This window comes from Micromonospora sp. NPDC049529, assembly GCF_055586685.1.
In genome coordinates this window covers 77,085-100,764 of the sequence record NZ_JBVJHT010000016.1, presented here as the reverse complement: position 1 = coordinate 100,764, position 23,680 = coordinate 77,085, and the positions used below count along the sequence as shown (strand labels likewise).

General features: G+C 69.2%; 18 protein-coding genes. 15 read left to right on the top strand and 3 right to left on the bottom strand.

Translation table 11 applies throughout. The features are described from left to right. The first annotated feature begins 156 nt into the window (after positions 1-156). Positions 157-2,547: a ricin-type beta-trefoil lectin domain protein gene (locus tag ACZ6QQ_RS26575; RefSeq protein ID WP_465879946.1), complete on the top strand. Its 2,391-nt coding sequence runs from the start codon at positions 157-159 to the stop codon at positions 2,545-2,547. 94 nt (positions 2,548-2,641) lie between these two features. On the opposite strand, the gene ACZ6QQ_RS26570 is transcribed toward ACZ6QQ_RS26575, so the two are convergent. The 3 genes from ACZ6QQ_RS26570 to ACZ6QQ_RS26560 are packed head-to-tail and all read right to left on the bottom strand — an operon-like array spanning position 2,642 to position 5,121. Beyond that, a complete protein-coding gene (locus ACZ6QQ_RS26570) occupies positions 2,642-3,796 on the bottom strand; it encodes a serine hydrolase domain-containing protein (RefSeq protein ID WP_465879943.1) in 1,155 nt (384 codons plus the stop codon). Positions 3,797-3,799: 3 nt separating this feature from the next. Continuing rightward, positions 3,800-4,627 carry a carbohydrate ABC transporter permease gene (locus ACZ6QQ_RS26565; RefSeq protein ID WP_326559330.1) on the bottom strand — a complete coding sequence of 276 codons (828 nt, stop codon included), beginning with the start codon at positions 4,625-4,627 and terminating at the stop codon, positions 3,800-3,802. After that, positions 4,624-5,121, bottom strand: coding sequence for a carbohydrate ABC transporter permease (locus ACZ6QQ_RS26560; RefSeq protein ID WP_465880047.1), 498 nt, complete (start codon positions 5,119-5,121; stop codon positions 4,624-4,626). Before ACZ6QQ_RS26560 ends, ACZ6QQ_RS26565 begins: the two co-directional genes overlap by 4 nt. Before the next feature lie 95 nt (positions 5,122-5,216). On the opposite strand from ACZ6QQ_RS26560, the gene ACZ6QQ_RS26555 reads away from it, so the two are divergent. The 14 genes from ACZ6QQ_RS26555 (at position 5,217) to chvE (ending at position 23,647) form a co-directional block, all read left to right on the top strand. Further along, positions 5,217-5,399 (top strand): hypothetical protein, encoded by a 183-nt coding sequence (locus ACZ6QQ_RS26555; RefSeq protein WP_465879941.1) that lies wholly within the window; start codon positions 5,217-5,219, stop codon positions 5,397-5,399. A gap of 345 nt (positions 5,400-5,744) precedes the next feature. Further along, positions 5,745-6,788: a LacI family DNA-binding transcriptional regulator gene (locus ACZ6QQ_RS26550; protein ID WP_465879939.1), complete on the top strand. Its 1,044-nt coding sequence runs from the start codon at positions 5,745-5,747 to the stop codon at positions 6,786-6,788. A gap of 41 nt (positions 6,789-6,829) precedes the next feature. Continuing rightward, the gene (locus tag ACZ6QQ_RS26545; RefSeq protein ID WP_465879937.1) at positions 6,830-7,786 is read left to right on the top strand and encodes a glycoside hydrolase family 68 protein; all 957 of its coding nucleotides are present in this window, start codon (positions 6,830-6,832) and stop codon (positions 7,784-7,786) included. Then, complete coding sequence (locus tag ACZ6QQ_RS26540) at positions 7,783-8,784, top strand: carbohydrate kinase family protein (RefSeq protein WP_465879936.1); 1,002 nt, start codon at positions 7,783-7,785, stop codon at positions 8,782-8,784. Before ACZ6QQ_RS26545 ends, ACZ6QQ_RS26540 begins: the two co-directional genes overlap by 4 nt. Positions 8,785-9,603: 819 nt before the next feature. Then, on the top strand, positions 9,604-11,286 hold the full coding sequence (gene araB, locus ACZ6QQ_RS26535; RefSeq protein WP_465879934.1) for a ribulokinase: 1,683 nt from the start codon (positions 9,604-9,606) through the stop codon (positions 11,284-11,286). After that, positions 11,283-11,975, top strand: coding sequence for an L-ribulose-5-phosphate 4-epimerase (locus ACZ6QQ_RS26530; RefSeq protein ID WP_465879933.1), 693 nt, complete (start codon positions 11,283-11,285; stop codon positions 11,973-11,975). The genes araB and ACZ6QQ_RS26530 overlap by 4 nt, the downstream gene beginning before the upstream one ends. A 132-nt stretch (positions 11,976-12,107) precedes the next feature. Then, complete coding sequence (locus tag ACZ6QQ_RS26525) at positions 12,108-13,109, top strand: ABC transporter substrate-binding protein (RefSeq protein WP_465879932.1); 1,002 nt, start codon at positions 12,108-12,110, stop codon at positions 13,107-13,109. Between the two features lie 186 nt (positions 13,110-13,295). After that, the gene (locus ACZ6QQ_RS26520; RefSeq protein ID WP_465879930.1) at positions 13,296-14,837 is read left to right on the top strand and encodes a sugar ABC transporter ATP-binding protein; all 1,542 of its coding nucleotides are present in this window, start codon (positions 13,296-13,298) and stop codon (positions 14,835-14,837) included. Continuing rightward, positions 14,834-15,901, top strand: coding sequence for an ABC transporter permease (locus ACZ6QQ_RS26515; RefSeq protein WP_465879929.1), 1,068 nt, complete (start codon positions 14,834-14,836; stop codon positions 15,899-15,901). Before ACZ6QQ_RS26520 ends, ACZ6QQ_RS26515 begins: the two co-directional genes overlap by 4 nt. Beyond that, positions 15,898-16,887: a galactofuranose ABC transporter, permease protein YjfF gene (yjfF, locus tag ACZ6QQ_RS26510; protein WP_465879928.1), complete on the top strand. Its 990-nt coding sequence runs from the start codon at positions 15,898-15,900 to the stop codon at positions 16,885-16,887. Before ACZ6QQ_RS26515 ends, yjfF begins: the two co-directional genes overlap by 4 nt. Positions 16,888-16,913: 26 nt before the next feature. Beyond that, entirely contained in the window at positions 16,914-18,416 is a 1,503-nt protein-coding gene (araA, locus tag ACZ6QQ_RS26505) for an L-arabinose isomerase (protein ID WP_465879926.1), read from the top strand. Positions 18,417-18,758: 342 nt separating this feature from the next. Beyond that, positions 18,759-20,855 carry an RICIN domain-containing protein gene (locus ACZ6QQ_RS26500; RefSeq protein WP_465879925.1) on the top strand — a complete coding sequence of 699 codons (2,097 nt, stop codon included), beginning with the start codon at positions 18,759-18,761 and terminating at the stop codon, positions 20,853-20,855. A 408-nt stretch (positions 20,856-21,263) separates the two neighbouring features. Next, positions 21,264-22,250, top strand: coding sequence for a LacI family DNA-binding transcriptional regulator (locus ACZ6QQ_RS26495; RefSeq protein ID WP_465879924.1), 987 nt, complete (start codon positions 21,264-21,266; stop codon positions 22,248-22,250). 254 nt (positions 22,251-22,504) lie between these two features. Beyond that, on the top strand, positions 22,505-23,647 hold the full coding sequence (chvE, locus tag ACZ6QQ_RS26490; protein WP_465879923.1) for a multiple monosaccharide ABC transporter substrate-binding protein: 1,143 nt from the start codon (positions 22,505-22,507) through the stop codon (positions 23,645-23,647). The last annotated feature ends 33 nt before the right edge of the window (positions 23,648-23,680 follow it).

The following is a 23,680-nucleotide window of genomic DNA, read 5'->3' as shown; positions in this document are numbered from 1 at the left end:
CCCGTGGCCGTGCAGGGGACCGTCCGCAGTGGGCCGCCGTGCGGGAGCGGCGGTCCGCTGGTCCATGTTGTTAGCGCTAACGCGACCACCGCGTCAACGAGCTCGCCGCGTTGAGGCGGTTCCACCACCACCCCTCCCAGGTCAGGAGACCGTCCCGTGTCCGTCTCGTCCCCACCCCTTGTCCGCCGGCTGCTGGCCGGCGCCGCCGCGACGGCGATGACCGCCCTGGTCGCCGTGACCGCCTCGGCGTCCCCGGCTCTGGCCGCCCCCACCACCCTCTATGCGTCTCCCTCCGGCACCGGCACCGGTTGCTCCGCCTCCCAGCCGTGTTCGCTCACCGCCGCGCAGGCTGCGGTACGGGCGCGCAACAGCACGATGTCCGGTGACATCGTCGTGGAACTGGCCGACGGGGTGTACCGGCTCACGACGCCGCTGCGACTGACGGCGGCAGACTCCGGCAACAACGGCTACCAGGTGATCTGGCAAGCGGCCGCCTCGGCCCGTCCGACGATCAGCGGCGCGCGGGCGGTCACCGGTTGGTCGCTCGTCGACTCCGGGAGGAACATCTGGCGGGCCAACGTGGGAGCCGGGCTCGACACCCGCCAGCTCTACGTCAACGGCGCCGTCGCCACCCGGGCGCGTACCGCCGTCAACCGAGCCGACTTCACCTTCACCACGACCGGCATGCGGTTCAGCAACAGCGCACTGAACTACCTCAACAACCTCGGCAACCAGAACCGGGTCGAGGTCGAGAGCGTCGGCTCGTTCACCGACCGGTACTCGCCGGTGCAGAGCATCAGCGGCAACTTCCTCACGATGCAGCAGCCCGCCTGGAACAACAACACCTTCGGCTTCGACACCCTGTCCAGCCCGCACCGGGCGGGCCCGTTCTACCTGACCAACGCGTACGAGTTCCTCGACTCACCGGGGGAGTGGTACCTCAACCCCGGCACCGGCGCGCTCAACTACATCCCGCTCGCCGGGCAGAACATGGCCACCGTCAACGTGGAACTGCCGCAGTTGCAGTCCCTGGTCAACGTCGGCGGCAGCTACGACGCGCCCGCGCACCACATCTCGTTGCGCGGCATCACCTTCACCGGCACCAGTTGGCTCGGCCCCAGCAGCAACCAGGGCTTCGCCGACCAGCAGACCGGCGCCCACATCATCGGCACCTGGGCCCGCCCGACCGACGCCCTGACCTCCTGCCAGGCCGGCTGCCCCCAGTTCGAGGCCACCCGGCCGAACTGGTACCAGATGCCCGCCGCGGTGCAGGTCTCCGCCGCCAACACCATCACCTTCAGCGACTCGCAGTTCGTCAACCTCGGACAGACGGCGATCGGCATCGGCAACGACGCCAACGCCCACGCCAGCGGCGTCGGCCTGGGCGCCAGCAACATCACGGTCACCCGCTCCGAGATCGCCCGCAACTCGGCCGGCGGGATCGTGGTCGGCGGCGTACGAGCCGACGCGCATCACCCCGGCGACCAGCGGATGGTCAACCGGGACATCACCATCAGCAACAACCGGGTCCACGACCTCGGCCTGGAGTACCGGGGCGTGGTGTCGATCCTGACCACCTACGTCAACACCGCCACCATCTCCCACAACGAGGTCTACAACATGCCGTACACCGGCCTCTCGGTCGGGTACGGCTGGGGCGCCAACGACGCCGGCGGCAGTCAGCACTACGCCAACCGTGGCCTGTACAACTACCAGCCGCGCTACACGACACCCACCACCGCCGCCAACAACCGGGTCGTCGGCAACTACGTGCACGACGTCATGCAGCAGATGACCGACGGAGGGTGCATCTACACCCTTTCGGCGAACCCGAACGGGGCCATCGACGAGAACTACTGCCTGCGGACCAACGGGTGGTTCGGGCTCTACTTCGACGAGGGCTCCCGCTACTACAGCGCCCGCAACAACGTCTTGTCCTCCACCGGTACCTGGGCCACCGCCAACTACTGGTACGCGGAGAACATGGGCAACTTCACCGTCACCAACAACTGGTCGACCAACGGCAGCACCAACGTGACCAACGGCGATCGCGGCAACGTCGTTTCCGGCAACGTCACGGTCACCAACGGCAACTGGCCGTCGGGCGCCCAGGCGGTGATGACCGCGGCCGGTGTCCAGAACGGCGGCACCAACCCGCAGAACGTGCAGATCGTGGGGGGCCAGTCGGGCCGCTGCGCCGAGATTGGCGGGTCCAGCACGACCAACGGCACCCAGGCCCAGCTCTGGGACTGCACCAGCGGTACCAACCAGCGCTGGACCCAGACCGCCAGTCGGCAGCTCATGGTCTACGGCACCAAGTGCCTGGACGCCTCCGGCCAGGGCACCACCAACGGCACCACGGTGGTGATCTGGGACTGTAACGGCCAGGCCAACCAGCAGTGGAACATCAACGCCAACGGCACGATCACGGGCGCGCAGTCGGGCCTCTGCCTGGATGCGACCGGCGCCGCGACGGCAAACGGTACGAAGCTCGTCCTCTGGTCCTGCAACGGTGGCACGAACCAGCAGTGGCAGCTGCGTAGTTGAGTGGTGGGCGCCCGTACCGCCCTGCGCCGCAGGAGGTACGGGCGCCCGATCGCCCTCGTTCGGAGGGTCGACATCCGTGGGCCTCCGGGTCGGGTCAGGCCCCGAGGCAGGCTCGCACGGCGGCCGTGAGCCGGTCGCCCCGGTCGTCGTCGACACCGCCCATCTGGTTGACGACGTACGCGAAGCCCATCTGGTAGGCGTCGTCGCCGAAGGCCAGGTGGCCGCCCGCACCGTCGTGGCCGAAGCTGAGTGCGCCCAGCAGGGGGCGTGCCGGCGGGGAGTCCAGGAGGAAGCCGGTTCCCCAGCGCTGGCCGGTGTCGGCCGGGCCGTACCGCTGCTGGCCGGCGACCCGGGGGAGGGTCGCGTCGTAGACCGAAGCCCTGGTGAGCAGGCGTTCGGTGCCGACCGGGGACACCGTGGCGGCGTAGAGGCGGGCGAGGCTCTCGGCGGTGCTGACGGCACCGGCTCCGGGTATCCCGGCGGCCTGGATCACCGGGTCGTTGAAGCTGACCAGACCGTCGTGGTCGGCGGGGAACGCGAAGGCGCCGCCCATGGTGAGTCCGCTCTCGGCGACCGGGTGCATGGGCACCGAGGAGCCGGCCGGCGGCGCCAGCATCCAGGCCACCGAGTCGCGTTCCTCGTCGGGCAGACCGATCCAGGTACGCAGGCCGAGCGGCGCGGCGAGTACGTCGCGGAAGAACGCGCCGGGCAGCTGACCGGTGATCCGGTGGATCACCTCGCCGATCAGCCAACCGTAGGTCATCGCGTGGTAGCTGTGCGCGGTGCCGGGCGGCCAGAGCGGCGTCTGCGCCTCGATCGCCTCGATCACCGGCTGCCAGCCGACCACGTCCTCACGGGTGAGGGGCCGGTCCAGGGCTGGCAGGCCGGCCTGGTGGGTGAGCAGCCAGCGCACCGGGATGGCCGCCTTGCCGTGCTGGCCGAACTCGGGCCAGTACCGGGTGACCGGCGCGTCCAGGTCGAGGCGGCCCTGCTGGACCAGCAGGTACGCGCAGATGGCCAGGATTCCCTTGGTGCAGGAGAAGACGACCGCCGGGGTGTCAGCCTCCCAGGGGCGTCCCGACCGGGGATCGGCGAGCCCTCCGTACAGGTCGACGACCTTGCGGCCCCGGACGTAGAGGGCCACGGCGGCGCCGACCTCGTCGCGCGAGGAGAAGTTGTCCCGGAAGATGTCGACGACCCGGCCGAAGCCCTCGTCGGCGTCCCCCCGGATCGATGGATGCGTGGTCACGCACTATCCCTTCAGCGACCCCTGGATCAGGGCCTTGATGAACTGGCGTTGGAAGATCAGGAACACGATGAGCGTGGGGGTGAGGATCAGCAGGGACCCGGCGCACAGCAGCACCAGATCGGTCCCCCACTGGCCCTGGAACGCGCCGAGCGCACCGGCCATCGTGCGTTTCGTGGCGTCGTCGACGAGCACGATGGCGAGCAGGAACTGGTTCCAGGTCCACAGGAACAGCAGGATGGTCAGCGACGCGATGGCCGGTCGGGCGAGCGGTACGTGGATGCGCCAGAACAACTGCCAGGTGTTGCTGCCGTCGACCCGCGCCGCCTCGGAGAGTTCCTTCGGCACGGTGGTGAAGTGTGCCCGCATCCAGAACACCGAGAACGGCATGTACAGGCCGATCAGCGGCAGGATGATCGCCCAGCGGGTGTTGAGCAGGCCGAGGTCGCGCATCTGGTAGTACAGCGGGGTGACCACGGCTTCGAGTGGCAGGGTCAGCCCGAGCAGGAGCAGACCGAAGGCGATCGGACCGCCGGGCACCCGCAGGTGACCCAGTCCGAACCCGGCCATGGTCGCGATGACCACGCCGATCGGCACGACCCCGACCACGATCAGCAGGCTGGACTGCAACAACACACCCATGTTGGCGGCGGTGAACGCGGCGCCGAAGTTGCCCCACTGCGGGTCGGACGGCCAGGCCAGTCCGGTGGGGACGGTGCCGCGCGGCTGCAACGCCGCGGACAGCATGCTCAGGAACGGCAGGAGCGTGACGACGACGAGCGCGATCAGGAAGATCCGTCCGGTCAGGCGTTCGCCGCGGCTGGTGAGGTTCATGCCTTGTCCTCCCGGGTCAGCCGCTGGATCGGCAGCACGCACGCCAGCACCAGCACCATGAGCACCACCGCCAGCGCCGAGGCGAGTCCGACCTGCCGCTGGGAGAAGGCGAGCCGGTAGATCTCCAGGCCGGGCACCGTGGTCTGGATGCCGGGCCCACCGCTGGTGGAGATGTAGACGATGTCGAAACTGGCGAGGGCGGCGATGATGGTCACGGTGAGGCAGACCCCGATCTCCTGGCGCAGGCTCGGCAGGGTGACGGCGAAGAACTCCCGTACGGGTCCGGCGCCGTCGATGCGGGCCGCTTCGTACAGCGCCGGGTCGATCTTGCTCATGCCCGTGACGAGCAGGATCGTGCACAGGCCGAGCATGACCCAGGTACCGATCACGCCCACCGAGGGCAGTGCCGTGTCGAACTCGCCGAGCCAGGCGCGGGTGATCCCGCCCAGGCCGATGGCCCGCAGGATCTGGTTGACCAGGCCGTCGGTGGACAGTAGCCAGGTCCACGCGATGCCGGCGGCGCTGCTTGGTGAACTCGTCCGCCAGCGCCTTGACCAGCGGGAAGCCGGTCTCCGCGTACAGCTCCAGGGTGATCGGCCCGGTGCCGATTTCGGTGCTGACCGGGGCGTCGGACCCGGCCGACGACGGCTGGTCCGATCCTGGTGCGCTACAGGCGGTCATCACCAGGCCGGCGGTGAGGGCCGGCACCAGCAGTGCCAGCCGGCGTCGCGAGAACCTGGTCGAAAAATCCGGCACGTCAACCACTCCTTGATTCATGCCGCGTCACGCCGCCGACGGTCGGGCGGCACAGCCCCGACCGCCTCGCCCCGGTCGCGCGGCCGGGGCCCGGGGGCCGCGACCACGTCGGCCGACACGATCACGGGAAAGGGGGCTGTTTCCCTTCCGTAACACTAAACGACGTCGCTAAAATGATTTAGCAGAGCATGCGCGCGGCCCATGAACCCTGTCAAGGATGAGATCTGTAACGACCTGGAAACGGCTCGGCCACACGGCCGAGCGCGCCCGTCGCCCGTCCCGGCTTCGCTGGACACGGCGGCTCGCGGATGATGAATGAGATGTGGTGGCGCATGTGACGCACCGCGGATTCGGAGGAGTCATGGGCAGCAACAGGGCGACCCTGGCCGATGTCGCACGACTGGCCGGCCTGTCCAAGACCGCCGCCTCGATGGTGCTCAACGGGCGCGAGGGCACCCGGCTCTCCGCAGAGGCCCACCAGCGCGTCTTCGCCGCAGCCGAGGAACTCGGCTACCGACCCAACACGGCGGCGCGCAGTCTGCGCACCCGCAAGACCGCGACCATCGCGTTCGTCTCGGACATCGTCGCCACCACCAGGTTCGCCGGCGACCTGATCCGCGGCGCGCTGGACGCCGCCCGGGAACGCGACCACGTACTGCTCATCACGGAGACCCAGGGCGACGCGGCGTTCGAGCGGTACGCCATCGAGGCGATGCTCGATCGCCAGGTCGACGGCGTGGTCTACGCGGCGATGGCGACCCGTCGGCTCGCGGTGCCCCCCGCCATTCTCGGCGGCCCGGTGGTGCTGCTCAACGCCACCAGCTCGGACGACCTGCCCTGCGTGCTGCCCGACGACGAGAAGGCCGGCGTGACGGTCACCGAGACCCTCCTCGCGCACGGCCATCGCGACCGCATCGCGCTGATCGGCCGCAACCGGCTCAAGGAGGACGACCCCGAGGTCTCCATCGCCGCGCGGGCCCGCCTGCGCGGTATCCGCAGAACCCTCTCCGCCGCCGACGTCACCCTGTTCGCCGAGTGTCACTGCGTGGAGTGGCTACCCGAACACGGGTACGCCGCCATGTGCACCCTCCTGTCCAGGTCACCACGCCCGACCGCGGTCATCTGCATGAACGACCGCCTGGCCTTCGGTGCCTACCAGGCGCTCAACGAGGCCGGGCTGACCGTCCCCGACGACATCTCCGTGATCTCCTTCGACGACGATCCCATCGCCGCCTGGCTCCGTCCCAGCCTGACCAGCGCCGCCCTGCCGCACGAGCGGATGGGGCGCCGTGCCGTGGAACTCGTGCTCGACGGCGGCGCGGCCGGGCCGTCGTACGTTCCCATGCCGCTGCGTCGACGCAGGTCCACCGCCGCGCCGGCCGTCACAACCCACTCACCGAGGTAGGGCATGTTCTAGCTAAACCGATTCACTGGTAGGTTGCCCGCATGTTGCGATTGCCGGACCACTGGGTGTGGGACAGCTGGTACGTCCAGGACGACGACGGCCGGTGGCACGTCTTCTTCCTGCGCGCCTCCCGCGCCCTGCACGACCCGAACCGCCGCCACCAGCGGGCCACGATCGGGCACGCCGTCTCCACCGACCTACGCGACTGGACCCTGGTCGCCGACGCGCTCGTGCCGGCCGACTCACCGGGCTGGGACGATCTGGCCACCTGGACGGGGTGTACCGTCCGCGGCCCGGACGGCCGGTGGCACATGTTCTACACGGGGGTCAGCCGGGCCGAGGACGGACTGGTCCAGCGGATCGGTCGGGCGGTCTCCGACGACCTGACCACCTGGCACCGGCACGGCACCGAACCCGCCGTCGAAGCCGACCCCACCTGGTACGAGCTGCTCGACCGGGACATGTGGTACGAGCAGGCATGGCGTGACCCGTGGGTCTTCGCCGACCCCTCCGGGGACGGCTGGCACATGCTCGTCACCGCCCGCGCCAACCAGGGACCGGCGTCCGAGCGCGGCGTCGTCGGCCACGCGACCTCCCCGGACCTGGTCACCTGGACCGTCCGGCCGCCGCTGTCCACGCCCGCCGGATTCGGCCACCTCGAAGTGCCCCAGGTCGCCGTTGTCGACGGCCAACCCGTCCTGCTCTTCTGCACCAACGCCGTGGCGGACCCCCGCCTCGGCGACCAGCGAATCTGGGTGGTGGACGCACCGAGCGTGCGCGGCCCCTGGGACGTATCCCGCGCGCAGCCGGTCGCGCACCCGCACCTGTACGCACCCCGCCTGGTCCCCGACGGGGACCGGGGCTGGGCGCTCATCGGGTTCCTCGACCACGTCGACGGCACGTTCGTCGGTGAGATCACCGACCCCGTCCCGTTCCAACCCCCGTGGACGGGCCCGAACGCCGACACCGTGCGGGCCACCGTCGGCCACCGGCCATGAGCTCGGCACGGGAGCAGGGGGACGGCTCCGTCAGCCCGGACCCGACAGCGGTCACCGTCTTGGGTGAGGCGGTCGTCGACCTCGTACCGGAGCCCGACGGCCGGTACGCCGCACATCCGGGCGGCAGCCCCCTGAACGTGGCCGTCGGCCTGGCCCGGCTGGGTGTGCCGACCCGGTTGCTCGCCCGGTTCTCGACCACGGCCCTCGGCCGCCGGCTGCGCGGGCACGCGGCGGCCAACGGCGTCGACCTCCGGTACGCCGTCGACGCCGAGGAGCCGGCGACGCTCGCGATCGTCTCCGTGGGCGCCGACGGCAACGCCGGGTACGACTTCTACGTCGAAGGCACGGCGGACTGGGCCTGGCGGCCGGGCGAACTGGACGTCGCACTCGCCCGGCGGGGCATCGTGCACGCCGGCTCGCTGGCGGTGTTCCTGCCGCCCGGCGCGGACCGGATCGGCGCCGCCCTGCGTGCCGCGCGGGACAACGGCATGATCGTCAGCCTTGACCCGAATGTCCGGCCCGGCCTGCTCGGCACCCCCGCCGAGGCCCGCACCCGGGTCGACCAGCTGGTGCGCCATGCCCACGTCGTCAAGGCCAGCGAGGAGGACATCGGCTGGCTCTACCCGGAGCGATCGGCGGAGGAGGTCCTCGAACACTGGCACGACCAGGGCGTGACGCTCGGCGTCGTGACCCTCGGCCCGCGCGGCGCCGTCGCCCGCTCGGGCAACCGGCTGCTCCGGCAGGCGGCCCCCGCCGTCGAGGTGGTCGACACCATCGGTGCCGGCGACGCGTTCACCGCCGGGTTGCTCGCCGTACTCTCCCGGTCCGGTGCGGGGCCCGCCTGGCCGGACGACGAGATCAGTGCCGCCCTGCGGTACGCCGTCGCGGTGGCCGCCGCCACCTGTGCCCGCCCGGGAGCCGACCCGCCGCACCGGGACGAACTGCCCGGCCCCCCGACCGACTCGTCGGGGCGGGCCCCGGACGGGACGTACCGGTAACTTCCGTCCCTGGAGGCCGCACCTATCCGTGTGTCGCGCGGAACCGCAGGGGCGCCGACGACGCGGGTCGGGAAAACGCGGATGTTATCGATAACAATCAAATTACGCATTGGTGTGCCGCTCCCGGTGGTGCGTTCGATCCAGGTCGGCATCAGCTCTGCGGAGCGGTCGATTCGGTCGTGCGGAAATGAGTCGGATCGGGTGTCGATCGTCGCGGCAGGTGGGGTGCGCGGTGGGGACCGTGGCGCACGTCGGACTCCGTTCCGACCGGAAGGCCCTGGTGTCGGCTGCCGCGAGCGTTCGGCGGCGGGAGCGGCCGCCGGTCCGGGGTCGGTCGAGTGGTACGGGGGAAATGAATCCCTGCGTACCTGAAACGAGGACGGTTGCGGCGGCCGGCGATCCGTGGTGTCCTCCAATCGCGAACCTGGCATCGCGCGAGGTGCCACACTGGCGGGTCGGTCGATTCGACCGCGATGAATAGCTGGATTCGCCGATGTTATCGCTGACATCGTGGACTGCCGACAGATGGTCGTGATTGGACAGCCGGGGTCGCCGGACTGCGTGGCGTGTCTCGTCGGCGGTGCTGTCGCTCGGTGTGAGCCGCCCTGCCCGCCGAACGCGCATTCGCGGAGCCGGTCTGCGCGGCGGTCGACCAGGTCCCTCGGAAAGGGGACGGAACGGATCCTTTGCGCCGCCGCGATGTCGCTGTGCCCGAGTTGGGGCGACTGTTCGGCTCCGTTACGGAGCCGTTGCGTACAGATGTCTTGACGAGTTTGGATGTGAGCGTTAACACTATCCCCGTCAACGGTGGAGGTGAACATGGACCGTGTGGACGGAGCTGGCGACCGCTATGTCGTCGGTGTCGACTTCGGCACCCTGTCCGGACGAGCTCTCGTGGTTCGGGTCGGTGACGGCGCCGAGTTGGGGACCGCGGTGCACCAGTACGGCGACGGGGTCATCAGCACGGCCCTTCCGGCAGGCCGACCGCTTCCTCCGGACTGGGCTCTGCAGAATCCCGAGGACTACCGCGACGTGCTGCGGTACGCCGTCCCGGCGGCGGTGTCCGCCGCGAAGGTGGACCCCGCGGCGGTGGTCGGGATCGGCATCGACTTCACCGCCTGCACAGTGCTCCCGACGTTCGCCGACGGCACTCCGCTCTGCGAGGATCCCGAGCTGCGCGACCGTCCACACTCCTGGGTCAAGCTGTGGAAGCACCACGCCGCGCAACCACACGCCGACCGGATCAACGCGTTGGCACACGAGCGTGCGGAGCCGTGGATCGGCCGGTACGGCGGCAAGATCTCAGCCGAGTGGCAGTTCGCCAAGGGCCTGCAAATGCTGGAAGAGGACCCCGAGGTCTATCACCGGGCCGAGCGCTTCGTCGAAGCCGCCGACTGGATCGTCTGGCAGCTCGCCGGCACCGAGACCCGGAACGTCTGCACGGCAGGTTACAAGGGCATCCTGCAGGACGGTCGCCATCCCTCCCGGGAGTTCCTGACCGCGCTCAACCCGGATTTCGGCGACTTCGTGACCAAGCTGGACGGTCCGTTGCTGCCCCTCGGCGCCCGGGCCGGCGGGCTCACCGCCCGGGCCGCGGCGTGGACCGGCCTGCCGGAGGGGATCGCGGTGGCTGTCGGCAACGTCGACGCGCACGTCACCGCGGCGTCCGCGCAGGCGGTGAAGCCCGGTCGGCTTGTCGCGATCATGGGCACCTCCACCTGTCACGTGGTCAACGGCACACACCTCGCGGAGGTCGCCGGGATGTGTGGCGTCGTCGACGGCGGCATCAGCCCGGGGGCGTGGGGGTACGAGGCTGGGCAGAGCGGGGTCGGCGACATCTTCGGCTGGTTCGTCGAGCACGCGGCCCCGGCCGGCGTCGCTTCGCACGAACGTCTCACCGAACTGGCCGCGAGCCAGGCGGTCGGTGCGCACGGCCTGATCGCGCTGGACTGGTGGAACGGCAACCGCTCGCTGCTGGTCAACCACGACCTGAGCGGGATGATCGTCGGGATGACCCTGGCCACCCGGCCGCAGGACATCTACCGGGCGCTGCTGGAGTCCACGGCGTACGGCACACGGATGATCATCGAGGCGTTCGTGGCGTCCGGGGTGGCGGTGGACGACCTGGTCATCGCCGGCGGTCTGACCTCCAACAGCCTGTTGATGCAGATCTACGCCGATGTCACCAACCGGCCGCTGAACATCATCGGCTCCGCACAGGGGCCCGCGCTGGGATCGGCGATCCATGCCGCCGTCGCCGCCGGTGACTACCCCTCGATCCACGAGGCGTCGCAGGCGATGGGGCGGGTGCACGAGGCCGTCTACCGACCGGATCCCGAGCGGGTGCGGGCCTACGACGCCCTCTACGCCGAGTACCGGACACTGCACGACCAGTTTGGACGCGGCGGCAACGACGTCATGCTCCGCCTCCGGGCGATCCGCAACGCGGCGGTCGATGCCGCCGCCGTCACGCCCGAGACCGCGCTGGAGGTGATCCGATGAACGCCGAGGTGAGCCGACAGATCGCCGAGTTGCGGGAGAGTGTCGCCCGCCTGCACGCCGAGCTGACCCGATACCGCCTGGTCGCCTGGACGGCCGGCAACGTCTCCGCGCGGGTCCCCGGCCGGGATCTGATGGTGATCAAGCCGAGCGGAGTGGGCTACGACGAGCTCTCCGCGGACGCCATGGTGGTGTGCGACCTCGACGGCGTACTCGTCGAGGGGGATCTGGCGCCGTCCAGCGACACCGCCGCCCACGCCTACGTCTACCGGGCCATGCCCGAGGTCGGCGGGGTCGTCCACACACACAGCTCGTACGCCACCGCCTGGGCCGCCCGCGGGGAGGCGATCCCCTGCCATCTCACGGCGCAGGCCGACGAGTTCGGCGGAGAGATCCCGGTCGGCCCGTTCGCCCTGATCGGTGGCGACGACATCGGCAAGGGCATCGTCGGCACGCTCGTCGGGCACCGCTCGCCCGCGGTGTTGATGCGCAACCACGGCGTGTTCACCATCGGCCGCGACGCCCGCGCGGCGGTCAAGGCGGCGGTCATGTGCGAGGACGTGGCCCGTACCGCGCACCTGGCCCGCGCGCTCGGGCAGCCGGTGCCGATCGCGCAGGCCGACATCGACGCTCTCTACCACCGATACCAGAACGTCTACGGCCAACAACCGGCGGCACCGGCGGATTCCTGACCGCCCAGCGGTCGGGCAGAAGCCCGCCGGTCTGCACCACGGAGTTACCAGCACGCACCAGCCGCGTATGCCACTTCCCGCACGTCGGCGGTAGGCGCGGTGCATCCACCACACCGAGCCCAAGGAGATCCGATGAGAAAGATGCGAACGCACTCCGCTGCATGGCGCGCCGCCTCGGTCGTCGCCAGTGTGCTGCTCGTCGGCAGCATGGCGGCCTGCGGCAACAGCGACACCGGCGGCGGGTCCACCGACGACGGCAAGATCACGATGGGCTTTTCGCAGGTCGGCGCGGAGAGCGGTTGGCGTACCGCGAACACCACCTCGATCAAGGAGGCCGCCGCCGCGGCCGGGATCGACCTGAAGTTCGACGACGCGCAGCAGAAGCAGGAGAACCAGATCAAGGCCATCCGCAACTACATCCAGCAGAAGGTCGACGTGATCGCCTTCTCGCCGGTGGTGGAATCCGGGTGGGACACCGTGCTCAAGGAGGCCAAGGACGCCGGCATCCCGGTCATCCTGACCGACCGCTCGGTCGACTCGGCCGACAAGTCCCTCTACAAGAGCTTTCTCGGCTCGGACTTCGTCAAGGAGGGCCGGCTCGCCGGGGAATGGTTGGTCGAGCAGAAGAAGACCGCCTCGGGCCCGGTGAACATCGTCGAGTTGCAGGGCAGCGCCGGTGCGGCGCCCGCGAACGACCGCAAGAAGGGCTTCGCCGAGGCAATCGCCGTCAACCCGAACCTGAAGATCATCGCTTCGCAGACCGGTGAGTTCACCCGGGCCGGCGGTAAGGCCGTGATGGAGCAGTTCCTCAAGGCGAACCCGACGATCGACGTGCTGTTCGCGCACAACGACGACATGGGACTGGGTGCGCTGGAGGCGATCACCGCCGCAGGCAAGGTGCCCGGCAAGGACATCACCATCATCACCGTGGACGCCGTCAAGGACGGCATGCAGGCCCTCGCCGACGGCAAGTTCAACTTCATCGCCGAGTGCAGCCCGCTGCTCGGCCCACAGCTCATGGACCTGGCGAAGAAGGTCCACGCCGGCGAGGAGGTGCCGGCTCGAATCGAGACCGAGGAGACCACCTTCACCACCGAGCAGGCCAAGGCGGCACTGCCCAACCGCAAGTACTGACCGACGCCGGGGTCGCCGCGCTCGCGTGGCGGCCCCGCTGCGTCACCCCATTACCCGCAACGGACCGGGCGTGGCCCGCGATCACCCCGTCCCACGCCCGCCCGGGCGATCCGCAGCGACGACCGGGCGGGCGTACGGGAGCGCAGCGGCCCTCCCCTGTCGACAACCCAGAAGAGGTCTGATGGGATGACGGATAGCCGTCCGGTCCTGACGATGACCGGGATCGCCAAGTCCTTTCCCGGGGTGCGCGCACTCCACGACGTCAACTTCCGGCTCTTTCCGGGCGAGGTGCACGCCCTGATGGGCGAGAACGGCGCCGGCAAGTCGACCCTCATCAAGGTGCTGACCGGCGTCTACGACACCGACGAGGGCACGATCACGCTCGACGGCGAGCAGGTGTCCTTCAGCGGGCCGATGCAGGCGACGGCCGCCGGTGTCAGCACCGTCTACCAGGAGGTCAACCTCTGCACCAACCTCTCGGTCGCGGAGAACATCTTCATCGGACGCGAGCCCCGCTTCCTCGGCGCCGTCCGGTGGGGTGAGGTCCGCCGCCGCGCCCGTGCCCTGCTGGCCCGCCTCGACCTCGATCTCGACGTCGGCGCGCCGCTCGGGACGTACTCCCTCGCCATCCAGCAGATGGTCGCCATCGCCCGGGCGATCGACATCCGGGCCCGGGTGCTGATCCTGGACGAGCCGACCTCCAGCCTTGACGCCGGCGAGGTCGCCCAGCTGTTCCGCATCATGCGGCAACTACGCGACGAGGGCATCGCGATCGTGTTCGTGACCCATTTCCTCGACCAGGTCTACGGCATCGCCGACCGGATCACCGTGCTGCGCAACGGCGGGCTGGTCGGCGAGTATCCGACCGCCGAACTGCCCCAGCTCACCCTCGTCGAGAAGATGATCGGCAAGGAACTCGACGTACTCGACGGGATCGAGGAGCACTCACGGCGCGACGTGGCCGCCCGACAGCAGGGCAGCCCGCTGCTGGCGGTGTCGAGGCTCGGCCGCTCGGGGGCGGTCGAGCCGTTCGACCTCACCATTCACGCCGGGGAGGTGGTCGGACTGGCCGGGCTGCTCGGCTCCGGCCGCACCGAGGTGGCCCGGCTGTTGTTCGGTGCCGACCGGGCCGACGGTGGTCAGGTCGCGGTGAACGGCACGTCGAGCAGCCTGCGTACGCCCGCGCGGGCGATAGAGCAGGGCGTGGGCTTCTGTTCGGAGAACCGCCGCGCAGAGGGCATCGTCGCCGACCTGTCGGTCCGCGAGAACATGATCCTCGCCATGCAGGCCGCCCGCGGCTGGCTGCGGCCGATCCCTCGTCGAAGGCAGGACGAGCTGGTCGAGAGGTACGTCACGGCGCTCAACATCCGGCCGTCCGACCCGGAGGTGCCGGTACGCAATCTCTCCGGCGGCAACCAGCAGAAGGTGCTCCTGGCCCGGTGGCTGATCACCGAGCCACGGCTGCTGATCCTCGACGAACCGACCCGGGGCATCGACATCGGCGCGAAGACGGAGATCCAGAAGCTCGTGGCGCAGTTGTCCGACGGCGGCATGGCGGTGCTGTTCATCTCCGCCGAGCTGGAGGAGGTGCTGCGTCTCAGCCACAAGGTGGTGGTGATGCGTGACCGGCAGATGGTCGCGCAGCTCGCCAACGACGACAGCCTCGACGCCGATCGCATCATGCAGACCATCGCCGAGGGATCCCACCGGGAGGAGGCAGACCGATGAACGCCACCATGGGCCGCTACCGGACGATGATCGGTCACCGGCTGTTCTGGCCCGCCGCCGTGCTGGTCGTCATGTTCGCCGCGAACACGATCTACCGGCCGGGGTTCCTGTCCATCGAGTTCAAGGACGGGCACCTGTACGGCACCCCGATCGACATCCTGCGGCTGAGCGCGCCGCTGATCCTCGTCGCCCTGGGTATGACCCTGGTCATCTCGACCGGAGGCATCGACCTGTCGGTCGGCTCACTGTGCGCGATCAGCGGCGCGATCGCCTGCATGTACATCAGCCAGCAACCCGACCAGAACAGCCTCGCCGTGGTGTTGACCGCCCTCGCGATGGCCTTCGGCGTCGCGCTCGTGCTCGGCGCCTGGAACGGGGTGCTGGTCGCCGTGATCGGTATCCAACCGATCATCGCCACGTTGATCCTGATGGTGGCCGGCCGAGGGCTCGCGCAGCTGATCACCGAGGGCCAGATCATCACCATCAACTCCGAGCCGTACCGGGCGATCGGGCTGGGCCACGTGCTGACCCTGCCGCTGGCCATCTTCGTCGCGCTGGCGGCGGCCCTGCTCGTCGCCGCGTTCACCCGCCGCACCGCACTGGGCATGATCATCGAGTCGGTGGGCGGTAACGCCGAGGCCAGCCGCCTGGCCGGCATCCGCTCCGGCCGGGTCGTGTTCCTCGCGTACGTGCTCAGCGCCGGCTGCGCCGCGATCGCCGGTTTCATGATGACGGCCAACGTCTCCAGCGCCGACGGCAACGCCGCCGGACTCTGGGTGGAGCTCGACGCCATTCTCGCGGTCGTCATCGGCGGCACGTCCCTCGCGGGCGGCCGGTTCTTCCTCAGCGGCACCATCCTGGGCGCGCTGATCATCCAGACCCTGACCACCACGGTGTACGCCATGAACATCTCACCGCAGACCTCGCTGCTGTTCAAAGCGGTCGTCGTGATCGCCGTCTGTCTCATCCAGGCGCCGGCCTTCCGCGCTCGGTTCACCCGTCGCAGGAGCAGCGCGCCGCCGAGCATCATCGCCGCCGAGCCGAAGGAGCAGGTGCCGGCATGACCACCGGATCGCTCACCGCGCGCCCGTCCTGGATCCGACTGCCGAGGCGACAGGTGCCGGTCCTGGCCACGCTCGCCCTGCTGCTGGTCATGTACGGCATCGGCGTGTCCCAGTACCGGGCGTTCTCCAACGTGCAGGTCATCTTCAACGTCTTCATCGACAACGGGTTCCTGCTCGTTGTCGCGGTGGGTATGACCTTCGTGATCCTCACCGGTGGCATCGACCTGTCGGTCGGTTCCGTCGTCGCCATGACGGCGATGGTGTCGGCCTGGCTGCTCCAGGAGGGCCTGCCGGCGGCGCTCGTTCTCGTCATCGCGCTGCTGATCGGTCCGACGCTCGGCCTGCTGATGGGCTGCGCCATCCACTTCTTCGAGATCCAGCCGTTCATCGTCACGCTCGCCGGGATGTTCTTCGCCCGGGGGATGTGCACGTTCATCTCCGGTTCGTCCATCCCGATCACCGATGGGTTCTGGACCAGGATGTCGCAGGAGCGGATCGGTGATCCCCGCGGAAACTTCGTCTCGATCAGCGTGCTGATCACCCTGGTCGTGGTCGCCATCGCCGCGTACACGCTGGCCTACACCCGGCTGGGCCGCAACGTGTACGCCATTGGCGGTAATCCGCAGTCGGCGCTGCTCATGGGCCTGCCGGTGGGGCGGACCCGGATCGCCGTCTACACGATCAGCGGCCTGTGCTCCGCGATCGGCGGGATCCTGCTGTCCTTCTACACCCTCTCCGGCGCGCCACTGATCGCCGTCGGCATGGAGTTGGACGTCATCGCCGCGGTCGTCATCGGTGGCACCGTGCTCACCGGCGGCTCGGGTTACGTCTTCGGCACGGTGCTCGGCGTGCTGGTCCTGGGCGTGATCCAGACTCTCATCACTTTCGATGGAAGTCTCAGCTCCTGGTGGACCAAAATTGTGATCGGGGGTCTGCTCTTCGTGTTCATCCTCTTCCAGCGACTCATCGGAATCCGTTACAAGTGACCGTCCCTCTCGCGGAAGGCAGCCCCATGGCATCACACACCGAACCCGAGGTCTGGTTTCTCACCGGCAGCCAAGGGATGTACGGCGAGGACACTCTCCGGCAGGTGGCCGAGCAGTCACGTCTGATCGCGGCCGTGCTTGACGAATCGCCGCAGATTCCCGCCCGGGTGGTCTGGAAGCCGGTCCTGACCAACAGCGGCGAGATTCTGCGGGTCTGCCGCGACGCCGCCGCGCAGGGCGCGATCGGGGTTGTCGCGTGGATGCACACCTTCTCACCGGCGAAGATGTGGATCGCCGGCCTGGACGCGTTGCAGACACCGCTGCTGCATCTGCACACCCAGGCCAACGTCGTGCTGCCGTGGGCCGACATCGACATGGACTTCATGAACCTGAACCAGGCGGCCCACGGCGACCGCGAGTTCGGGTACATCCAGACCCGTCTCGGTGTGGCCCGAAAGACCGTGGCCGGGCACGTCAGCGACCCGCGGGTGACCGCCCGCGTCGGGGCGTGGGCCCGGGCCGCGCTCGGCTGGTCGGCGATGCGGTCGCTGCGCCTGGCCCGCTTCGGCGACAACATGCGTGACGTCGCGGTGACCGAGGGCGACAAGGTCGAGGCGGAGCTGCGATTCGGGGTGTCGGTCAACACGTACGGCGTCAACGATCTGGTCCAGGTGGTCGGTGAGGTCACCGACGCGCAGGTGGACGAGCTGGTCAAGGAGTACGAGGACACCTACCGCATCGTCGGTGAGCTGCTTGCCGGAGGCGAGCGGCACGACTCGCTGCGGTACGCCGCACGCCTGGAGCTCGGCATGCGCGCCTTCCTGGACGCGGGCGGGTTCCAGGCCTTCACCACGAACTTCGAGGACCTCGGCGGGCTGCGCCAGTTGCCCGGCATCGCCGTGCAGCGGCTGATGGCGGACGGCTACGGTTTCGGCGGCGAGGGTGACTGGAAGACCTCCGTGCTGGTCCGGACCCTCAAGGCGATGTCGGTGGGTGTGGATGGCGGTACGTCGTTCATGGAGGACTACACCTACGACCTCACCCCGGGCGAGGAGTTGGTGCTCGGTGCGCACATGCTTGAGGTCTGCCCGACCATCGCGTCCGGGGTGCCGAACGTGGAGATCCACCCGCTGAGCATCGGGGGCAGGGAGGATCCGGTCCGGCTCGTGTTCGACGCCGCGCCGGGCCCGGCGGTGGTGCTCGGGCTGGCCGACATGGGGGAGCGCTTCCGGCTCGTGGCCAACGAGATCGACGTGGTGCCTCCGCCGCAGCCGCTGCGCCGGCTACCGGTCGCCCGCGCCGTGTGGCGTCCGAGGCCCGACCTGCCCCGCTCGGCGGAGGCGTGGATCACCGCTGGCGCACCGCATCACACCGTGCTGTCCCAAGCGGTCGGGGTGGAGGAGCTGCACGACCTGGCGCAGATGAGCCGGACCGAGCTGGTCGTCATCGACGCCGAGACCGAGCCCCGCCGGTTCGCCGACGAGATCCGCTGGAACCAGGCCTACTACCGGCTGTCCCGCGGCCTCTGACCCGCCCGGCCACGCCGCGTCGATGACGGGGTGGTCCGCCCCTGCCCGCGTCCGGCGGGCCGGGACGGCCCGCCCCGTCCGCGTCTCTGCACGACCGTGAGCCGCTTGTGTTACGTCTTGACTACGGACGTGTTATCGCTCACAGTCTATATCTGAGACGGTCGATATTCGTGGCTGGTCCACCCGTGGTCATGTCTCTCCTCGTGCGCGACAGCAGAGTGCGGCGGAGTGCGATGGGTGATGTTAGCGATCACAAAGGGCAAACTCGACCAGCCTCGCGCCGCCGCCCGGTGCGGCGGGCACCGACTCAGACCGTTCGGTTCGCGTCGTCAGAGGAGGATCATGGTTGCCATCGATCGGGTTCCCTGGGTAGCGCCACCACCACCGCGGCGGCGTGGGTGGTTGTCGCGGGTCGCCGCGGCGGCGGTGGCGGCGGTGGTGGGCGGAGCGCTGGCGGCCGTCGCCCCGACACCCGCCTCGGCCGCGACGGTCGACACCAATGCCTGGTACGTGTTGGTGAACCGCAACAGCGGTAAGGCGCTGGACGTCTACAACCGGGCGACGACCGACGGTGCGCGGATCACCCAGTGGGCGCGTAACGACGGTGCGTGGCAGCAGTGGCAGTTCGTGGATTCCGGCGGAGGCTACTACCGGTTGAGGTCGCGCCATTCGGGCAAGGTGCTCGATGTCTACAACTTCTCCACCGCGAACGGCGCGGCGGTGGTGCAGTGGGCTGACGGCAACGGGACCAACCAGCAGTTCCGGTTGGCGGACTCGGCCGGAGGCTACGTGCGCCTGATCAATCGGAACAGCAACAGGGCGGTGGAGGTGCAGAGCGCGTCGACCGCCGACGGCGCGAACGTGGTGCAGTACGACGACTGGGGTGGCAACAACCAGCAGTGGCAGCTCGTACCCGTCGGCAGCGGCAATCCCGGCAACACGCCGTACGCGAATCCGGTCGTGTGGCAGGACTTCGCCGACGTCGACATCATCCGGGTGGACAACACCTACTACATGTCGGCGTCCACCATGCACTACTCGCCGGGCGCACCGGTGCTGCGCTCGTACGACCTGGTGAACTGGGAGTTCGCCGGTCACTCCGTGCCCCGGCTCGACTTCGGGTCGAAGTACGACCTGAACGGCAGCCGGGCGTACGTCGACGGAATCTGGGCCTCGACGTTGAACTACCGTCCGAGCAACCGGACGTTCTACTGGGCGGGGTGCATCGACTTCGCGCAGACCCATATCTACACCGCGACCGCCGTCGACGGCGCGTGGAACCGGCACACCACCATCAACAACTGCTACTACGACGCCGGAATGTTGATCGACGACAACGACACCATGTACGTGGCGTACGGAAACGGCACGATCAGCGTGGCGCAGCTCTCCGCCGACGGGCGTAGCCAGGTCCGCGCCCAGCAGGTGTTCACCACTCCGTCGAGCGTCGGAACGCTGGAGGGAGCGCGTTTCTACAAGCGCGGGGGCAACTACTACATCTGGCTCACCCGACCGGCGAACGGGCAGTACGTACTGAAGTCGACCAACGGCCCCTTCGGCCCGTACGAGATGCGCCAGGTGCTGCTCGACATGCCGGGGCCGATCTCCGGCGGCGGTGTGCCGCATCAGGGTGGGCTGGTGCAGACCCAGAGCGGCGACTGGTACTACATGGCCTTCGTGGACGCCTATCCGGGCGGCCGGATGCCGGCTCTGGCACCGATCACCTGGACCGGCGATGGCTGGCCCGTGGTGCAGACGGTCAACGGCGCCTGGGGTAGTTCCTACCCCGCACCGAACCTGCCCGCACCGCCCCGGGCGGTGAAGCCACTGACCGGCACCGACACCTTCGCCGGCACCACCCTCGGCCCGCAGTGGGAATGGAACCACAACCCGGACAACAGCAACTGGTCGGTCAACAACGGACTGCGCCTGCAGACCGCCACCGTCACCGGCGACCTGTACGCCGCGCGCAACACGCTGACCCATCGCATCCAGGGCCCCAGTTCCACCGCCACCATCGAACTCGACTACTCCACCATGCGCGATGGTGACCGCACCGGGCTGGCGGTGCTGCGTAACTCGTCGGCCTGGATCGGAGTCCGTCGTGACAACGGCACCACCCGACTGGTCATGCAGAACGGCCTAACTATGGACAGCAACTGGAACACCACCAGCACCGGTACCGAGGTGGCCAGCGCCGCCGTCTCCGGTGGCCGGATCTGGTTGCGCGCCAGCGCCGACATCAGACCCGGCGCCGGCCGTCAGGCCCACTTCTCCTACAGCACCGACGGAGTCACCTTCACCCCACTCGGCAATGCCCTGACCCTGGCCAACAACTGGCAGTTCTTCATGGGCTACCGATTCGCGATGTTCAACCACGCCACCCAGTCGCTCGGTGGCGCGGTCACCGTACGCCGGTTCAGTCTGACAACGCCCTGACACCACTCGGGCGGCGACTGATCTGATCGCTGGCGCGGAGAACCACGTGCCTGCCGGGCGAGTGCCGGCGTGCCACCGCGTCATGTCGTCGCCGGCCTGCTCCACGCTCCGTCCACGGGAGCGTGGAGCAGGCCACGGTGCGCGGGGCGCACACGGTCGTCTGCGTACCCGGCGCACGGTGGTCGCGCCGTGCGACTGTGCGCTCGTTTCGCCGTTCCCGACACAGCGGTGCCGCGTCCGAGCCGTTGGCTGACGTAGACTGCAGGCCATCCAGCGCTGGTCACCTGGGATTGCGCACCAGCGTGGTGACCGAGCGAGGGGGATCGGGCCGAACCGCTCCAGTCGACGTCGACGGGCCGCGGGCCGGAGATGTAGTGGGGGAGCGAAATGGCCGTCCACGGTCCTGCGATGACGGACGTTGCTCGTCTGGCCGGTGTCTCCCACCAGACGGTGTCGCGGGTGCTCAACGGGCACCCGAACGTCCGTGAACAGACCCGGCTGCGGGTGCGAGCGGCAATCGCCCAGCTCGGCTACCGCCCCAACGGCGCGGCGCGCGCCCTGGTGACCGGCCGATCGCAGGTCATCGGCGTGGTCGCGCAGAACACGACGCTCTACGGACCGGCGTCGTTGCTGGCCGCGTTGGAGCAGACCGCTGCGGCGGAGGGTTTCGCGGTCAGCATGGGCAGCGTGCAGAACCTCGACCACCGTTCCATCTCGGCCGCCGTCGAGCGGCACCTGTCGCACCGGGTCGCGGGCATCGTGGTCATCGCGCCGGTCGAGTCGGCGGGTGAGGCGCTGGAGCGCCTGCCCAAGGATGTTCCGCTGGTCACGGTCGACGGTGACCCGAGTCGGCCGGTGCCGTTGGTGACGGTCGACCAGGTGGCGGGTGCCCGAGCGGCGACCCAGCACCTGCTCGACGCCGGGCATCGCAGCGTCTGGCACGTCTCAGGGCCGTCCGACTGGTTCGACAGTGTCGGCCGGATCGACGGCTGGCGGGCGGCACTGCTGGCCGCCGGGGTGGATCCACCGCCGCTGCTGCCGGGGGACTGGTCCGCGGCCTCGGGTTACCGGTGCGGGCAGATGCTGGCGCGGATGCCGGAGGTCACCGCGGTCTTCACCGCCAACGACCATCTCGCGCTCGGCGTGCTGCGGGCGTTGCACGAGTTCGGCCGGCGGGTGCCGGACGATATCAGCGTGGTCGGCTTCGACGACGTGCCGGAGGCCGCGTACTTCATCCCGCCGCTGACCACCGTCCGGCCGGACTTCGGCGCGGTCGCGCGGGCGAGTCTGCAGATGCTGCTGGCGCAGATCGAATCGGGCACCGGCGGTGCGTTGCGTCAGACCATCGCCCCGGCCCTGGTCTCCCGGGACAGCGTCGCCCCACCGCGTCGCTGATCGCGGGCGGCCGGAGCCCGCACCGACGTTCGCGTCCTCGACCGGGTCCGCATCGACGGTGGTGAGCGGCTTTCCGCGTCCGGTCCGAGGTCGAGTGGCAGTCCCGCGCACCGCTCGTCGGGACACCTCCGTTACGAGACCGTGACACCGCTATTTCGGAACAAGTGTTGACGTTCACTTTGTGAGCGCTAACGCTACCCGGAAGGCGACAGTCGGCCCGGCAGTCGGCGGGCGAGTCCAGAGAGGAGAAACTCATGGGCAGAAGGTTCCTGGTTGCTCTCGGCAGCGCCGTGCTGGCGATGAGCCTGGCAGCGTGCAGTGGCGAGGGTGCGGGCGGCGGCGGTGACACCGGCGGGGACAAGCCCGGCGACCTGACCATCGGCGTCTCGATGCCGACGCAGACCTCGGAGCGGTGGATCGCGGACGGCAACGCGGTGAAGTCGAAGCTGGAGGCGAAGGGCTACAAGGTCGACCTCCAGTACGCCGGCGACGACATCCCCACCCAGTCGCAGCAGGTCGACCAGATGATCACCCAGGGCGCGGACGTCCTGATCATCGCGGCGATCGACGGCACGTCGCTCAGCGGACAGTTGCAGGCCGCCGCCGACGCGAAGATTCCCGTCATCTCCTACGACCGGCTGATCCGCGGCAGCAAGAACGTCGACTTCTACGTCAGCTTCGACAACTACAAGGTGGGCGTCGCCCAGGCCACCGCGCTGCTGGTCGGCCTCGGCCTGCAAACCAGGGACGGCGCGAAGGGTACGGCCCAGGGCCCGCTGAACGTCGAACTCTTCGCCGGCTCGCTCGACGACAACAACACCCAGTACTTCTTCGGCGGCGCGATGGACACGTTGAAGCCCTTCATCGAGGCCGGCACGCTACGGGTGAAGTCGGGACAGACCGCTGTCGAGCAGGTGGCCATCCTGCGCTGGCAGCAGGGAACCGCGCAGACGCGGATGGAGGACCTGCTCACCTCCAGCTACAACGACGGTTCGCGGGTCGACGGGGTCCTGTCGCCGTACGACGGCATCTCCCGCGGCATCATCACCGCCCTACAGAACGCCGGCTACGGCGGCGCGGGTAAGAAGATCCCGGTGGTGACCGGCCAGGACGCGGAGATCGCCTCGGTCAAGCTGATCAACGACGGCGTGCAGAGCTCCACCGTCTTCAAGGACACCCGCCTGCTGGCCGACCAGGCCATGCTCGCCGCCGAGGCGTTCCTTCAGGACAAGCAGCCACAGGCCAACGACACGCAGACGTACGACAACGGCGTCAAGGTCGTCCCGGCCTACCTGCTGCCGATCGCCACCGTCTACAAGGACGACATCAAGGCCACCCTGATCGATTCGGGCTACTGGACGGCGGAAGAGGTCGCCGCGGGTCAGGCGAAGAAGTAAGCCGACCCGTCGGGCTCGGCGACGATGACCGAG

Excerpts from the sequence above, each read along its gene's own strand:
- ACZ6QQ_RS26540 (WP_465879936.1), top strand. The coding sequence starts at position 7,783 with ATGAGCTCGGCACGGGAGCAGGGGGACGGCTCCGTCAGCCCGGACCCG.
- araA (WP_465879926.1), top strand. The coding sequence starts at position 16,914 with ATGGCATCACACACCGAACCCGAGGTCTGGTTTCTCACCGGCAGCCAA.
- ACZ6QQ_RS26500 (WP_465879925.1), top strand. The coding sequence starts at position 18,759 with ATGGTTGCCATCGATCGGGTTCCCTGGGTAGCGCCACCACCACCGCGG.
- ACZ6QQ_RS26525 (WP_465879932.1), top strand. The coding sequence starts at position 12,108 with ATGAGAAAGATGCGAACGCACTCCGCTGCATGGCGCGCCGCCTCGGTC.
- ACZ6QQ_RS26495 (WP_465879924.1), top strand. The coding sequence starts at position 21,264 with ATGACGGACGTTGCTCGTCTGGCCGGTGTCTCCCACCAGACGGTGTCG.
- ACZ6QQ_RS26550 (WP_465879939.1), top strand. The coding sequence starts at position 5,745 with ATGGGCAGCAACAGGGCGACCCTGGCCGATGTCGCACGACTGGCCGGC.
- ACZ6QQ_RS26520 (WP_465879930.1), top strand. The coding sequence starts at position 13,296 with ATGACGGATAGCCGTCCGGTCCTGACGATGACCGGGATCGCCAAGTCC.
- chvE (WP_465879923.1), top strand. The coding sequence starts at position 22,505 with ATGGGCAGAAGGTTCCTGGTTGCTCTCGGCAGCGCCGTGCTGGCGATG.
- ACZ6QQ_RS26545 (WP_465879937.1), top strand. The coding sequence starts at position 6,830 with ATGTTGCGATTGCCGGACCACTGGGTGTGGGACAGCTGGTACGTCCAG.
- ACZ6QQ_RS26565 (WP_326559330.1), bottom strand. The coding sequence starts at position 4,627 with ATGAACCTCACCAGCCGCGGCGAACGCCTGACCGGACGGATCTTCCTG.
- ACZ6QQ_RS26515 (WP_465879929.1), top strand. The coding sequence starts at position 14,834 with ATGAACGCCACCATGGGCCGCTACCGGACGATGATCGGTCACCGGCTG.
- araB (WP_465879934.1), top strand. The coding sequence starts at position 9,604 with ATGGACCGTGTGGACGGAGCTGGCGACCGCTATGTCGTCGGTGTCGAC.
- ACZ6QQ_RS26530 (WP_465879933.1), top strand. The coding sequence starts at position 11,283 with ATGAACGCCGAGGTGAGCCGACAGATCGCCGAGTTGCGGGAGAGTGTC.
- yjfF (WP_465879928.1), top strand. The coding sequence starts at position 15,898 with ATGACCACCGGATCGCTCACCGCGCGCCCGTCCTGGATCCGACTGCCG.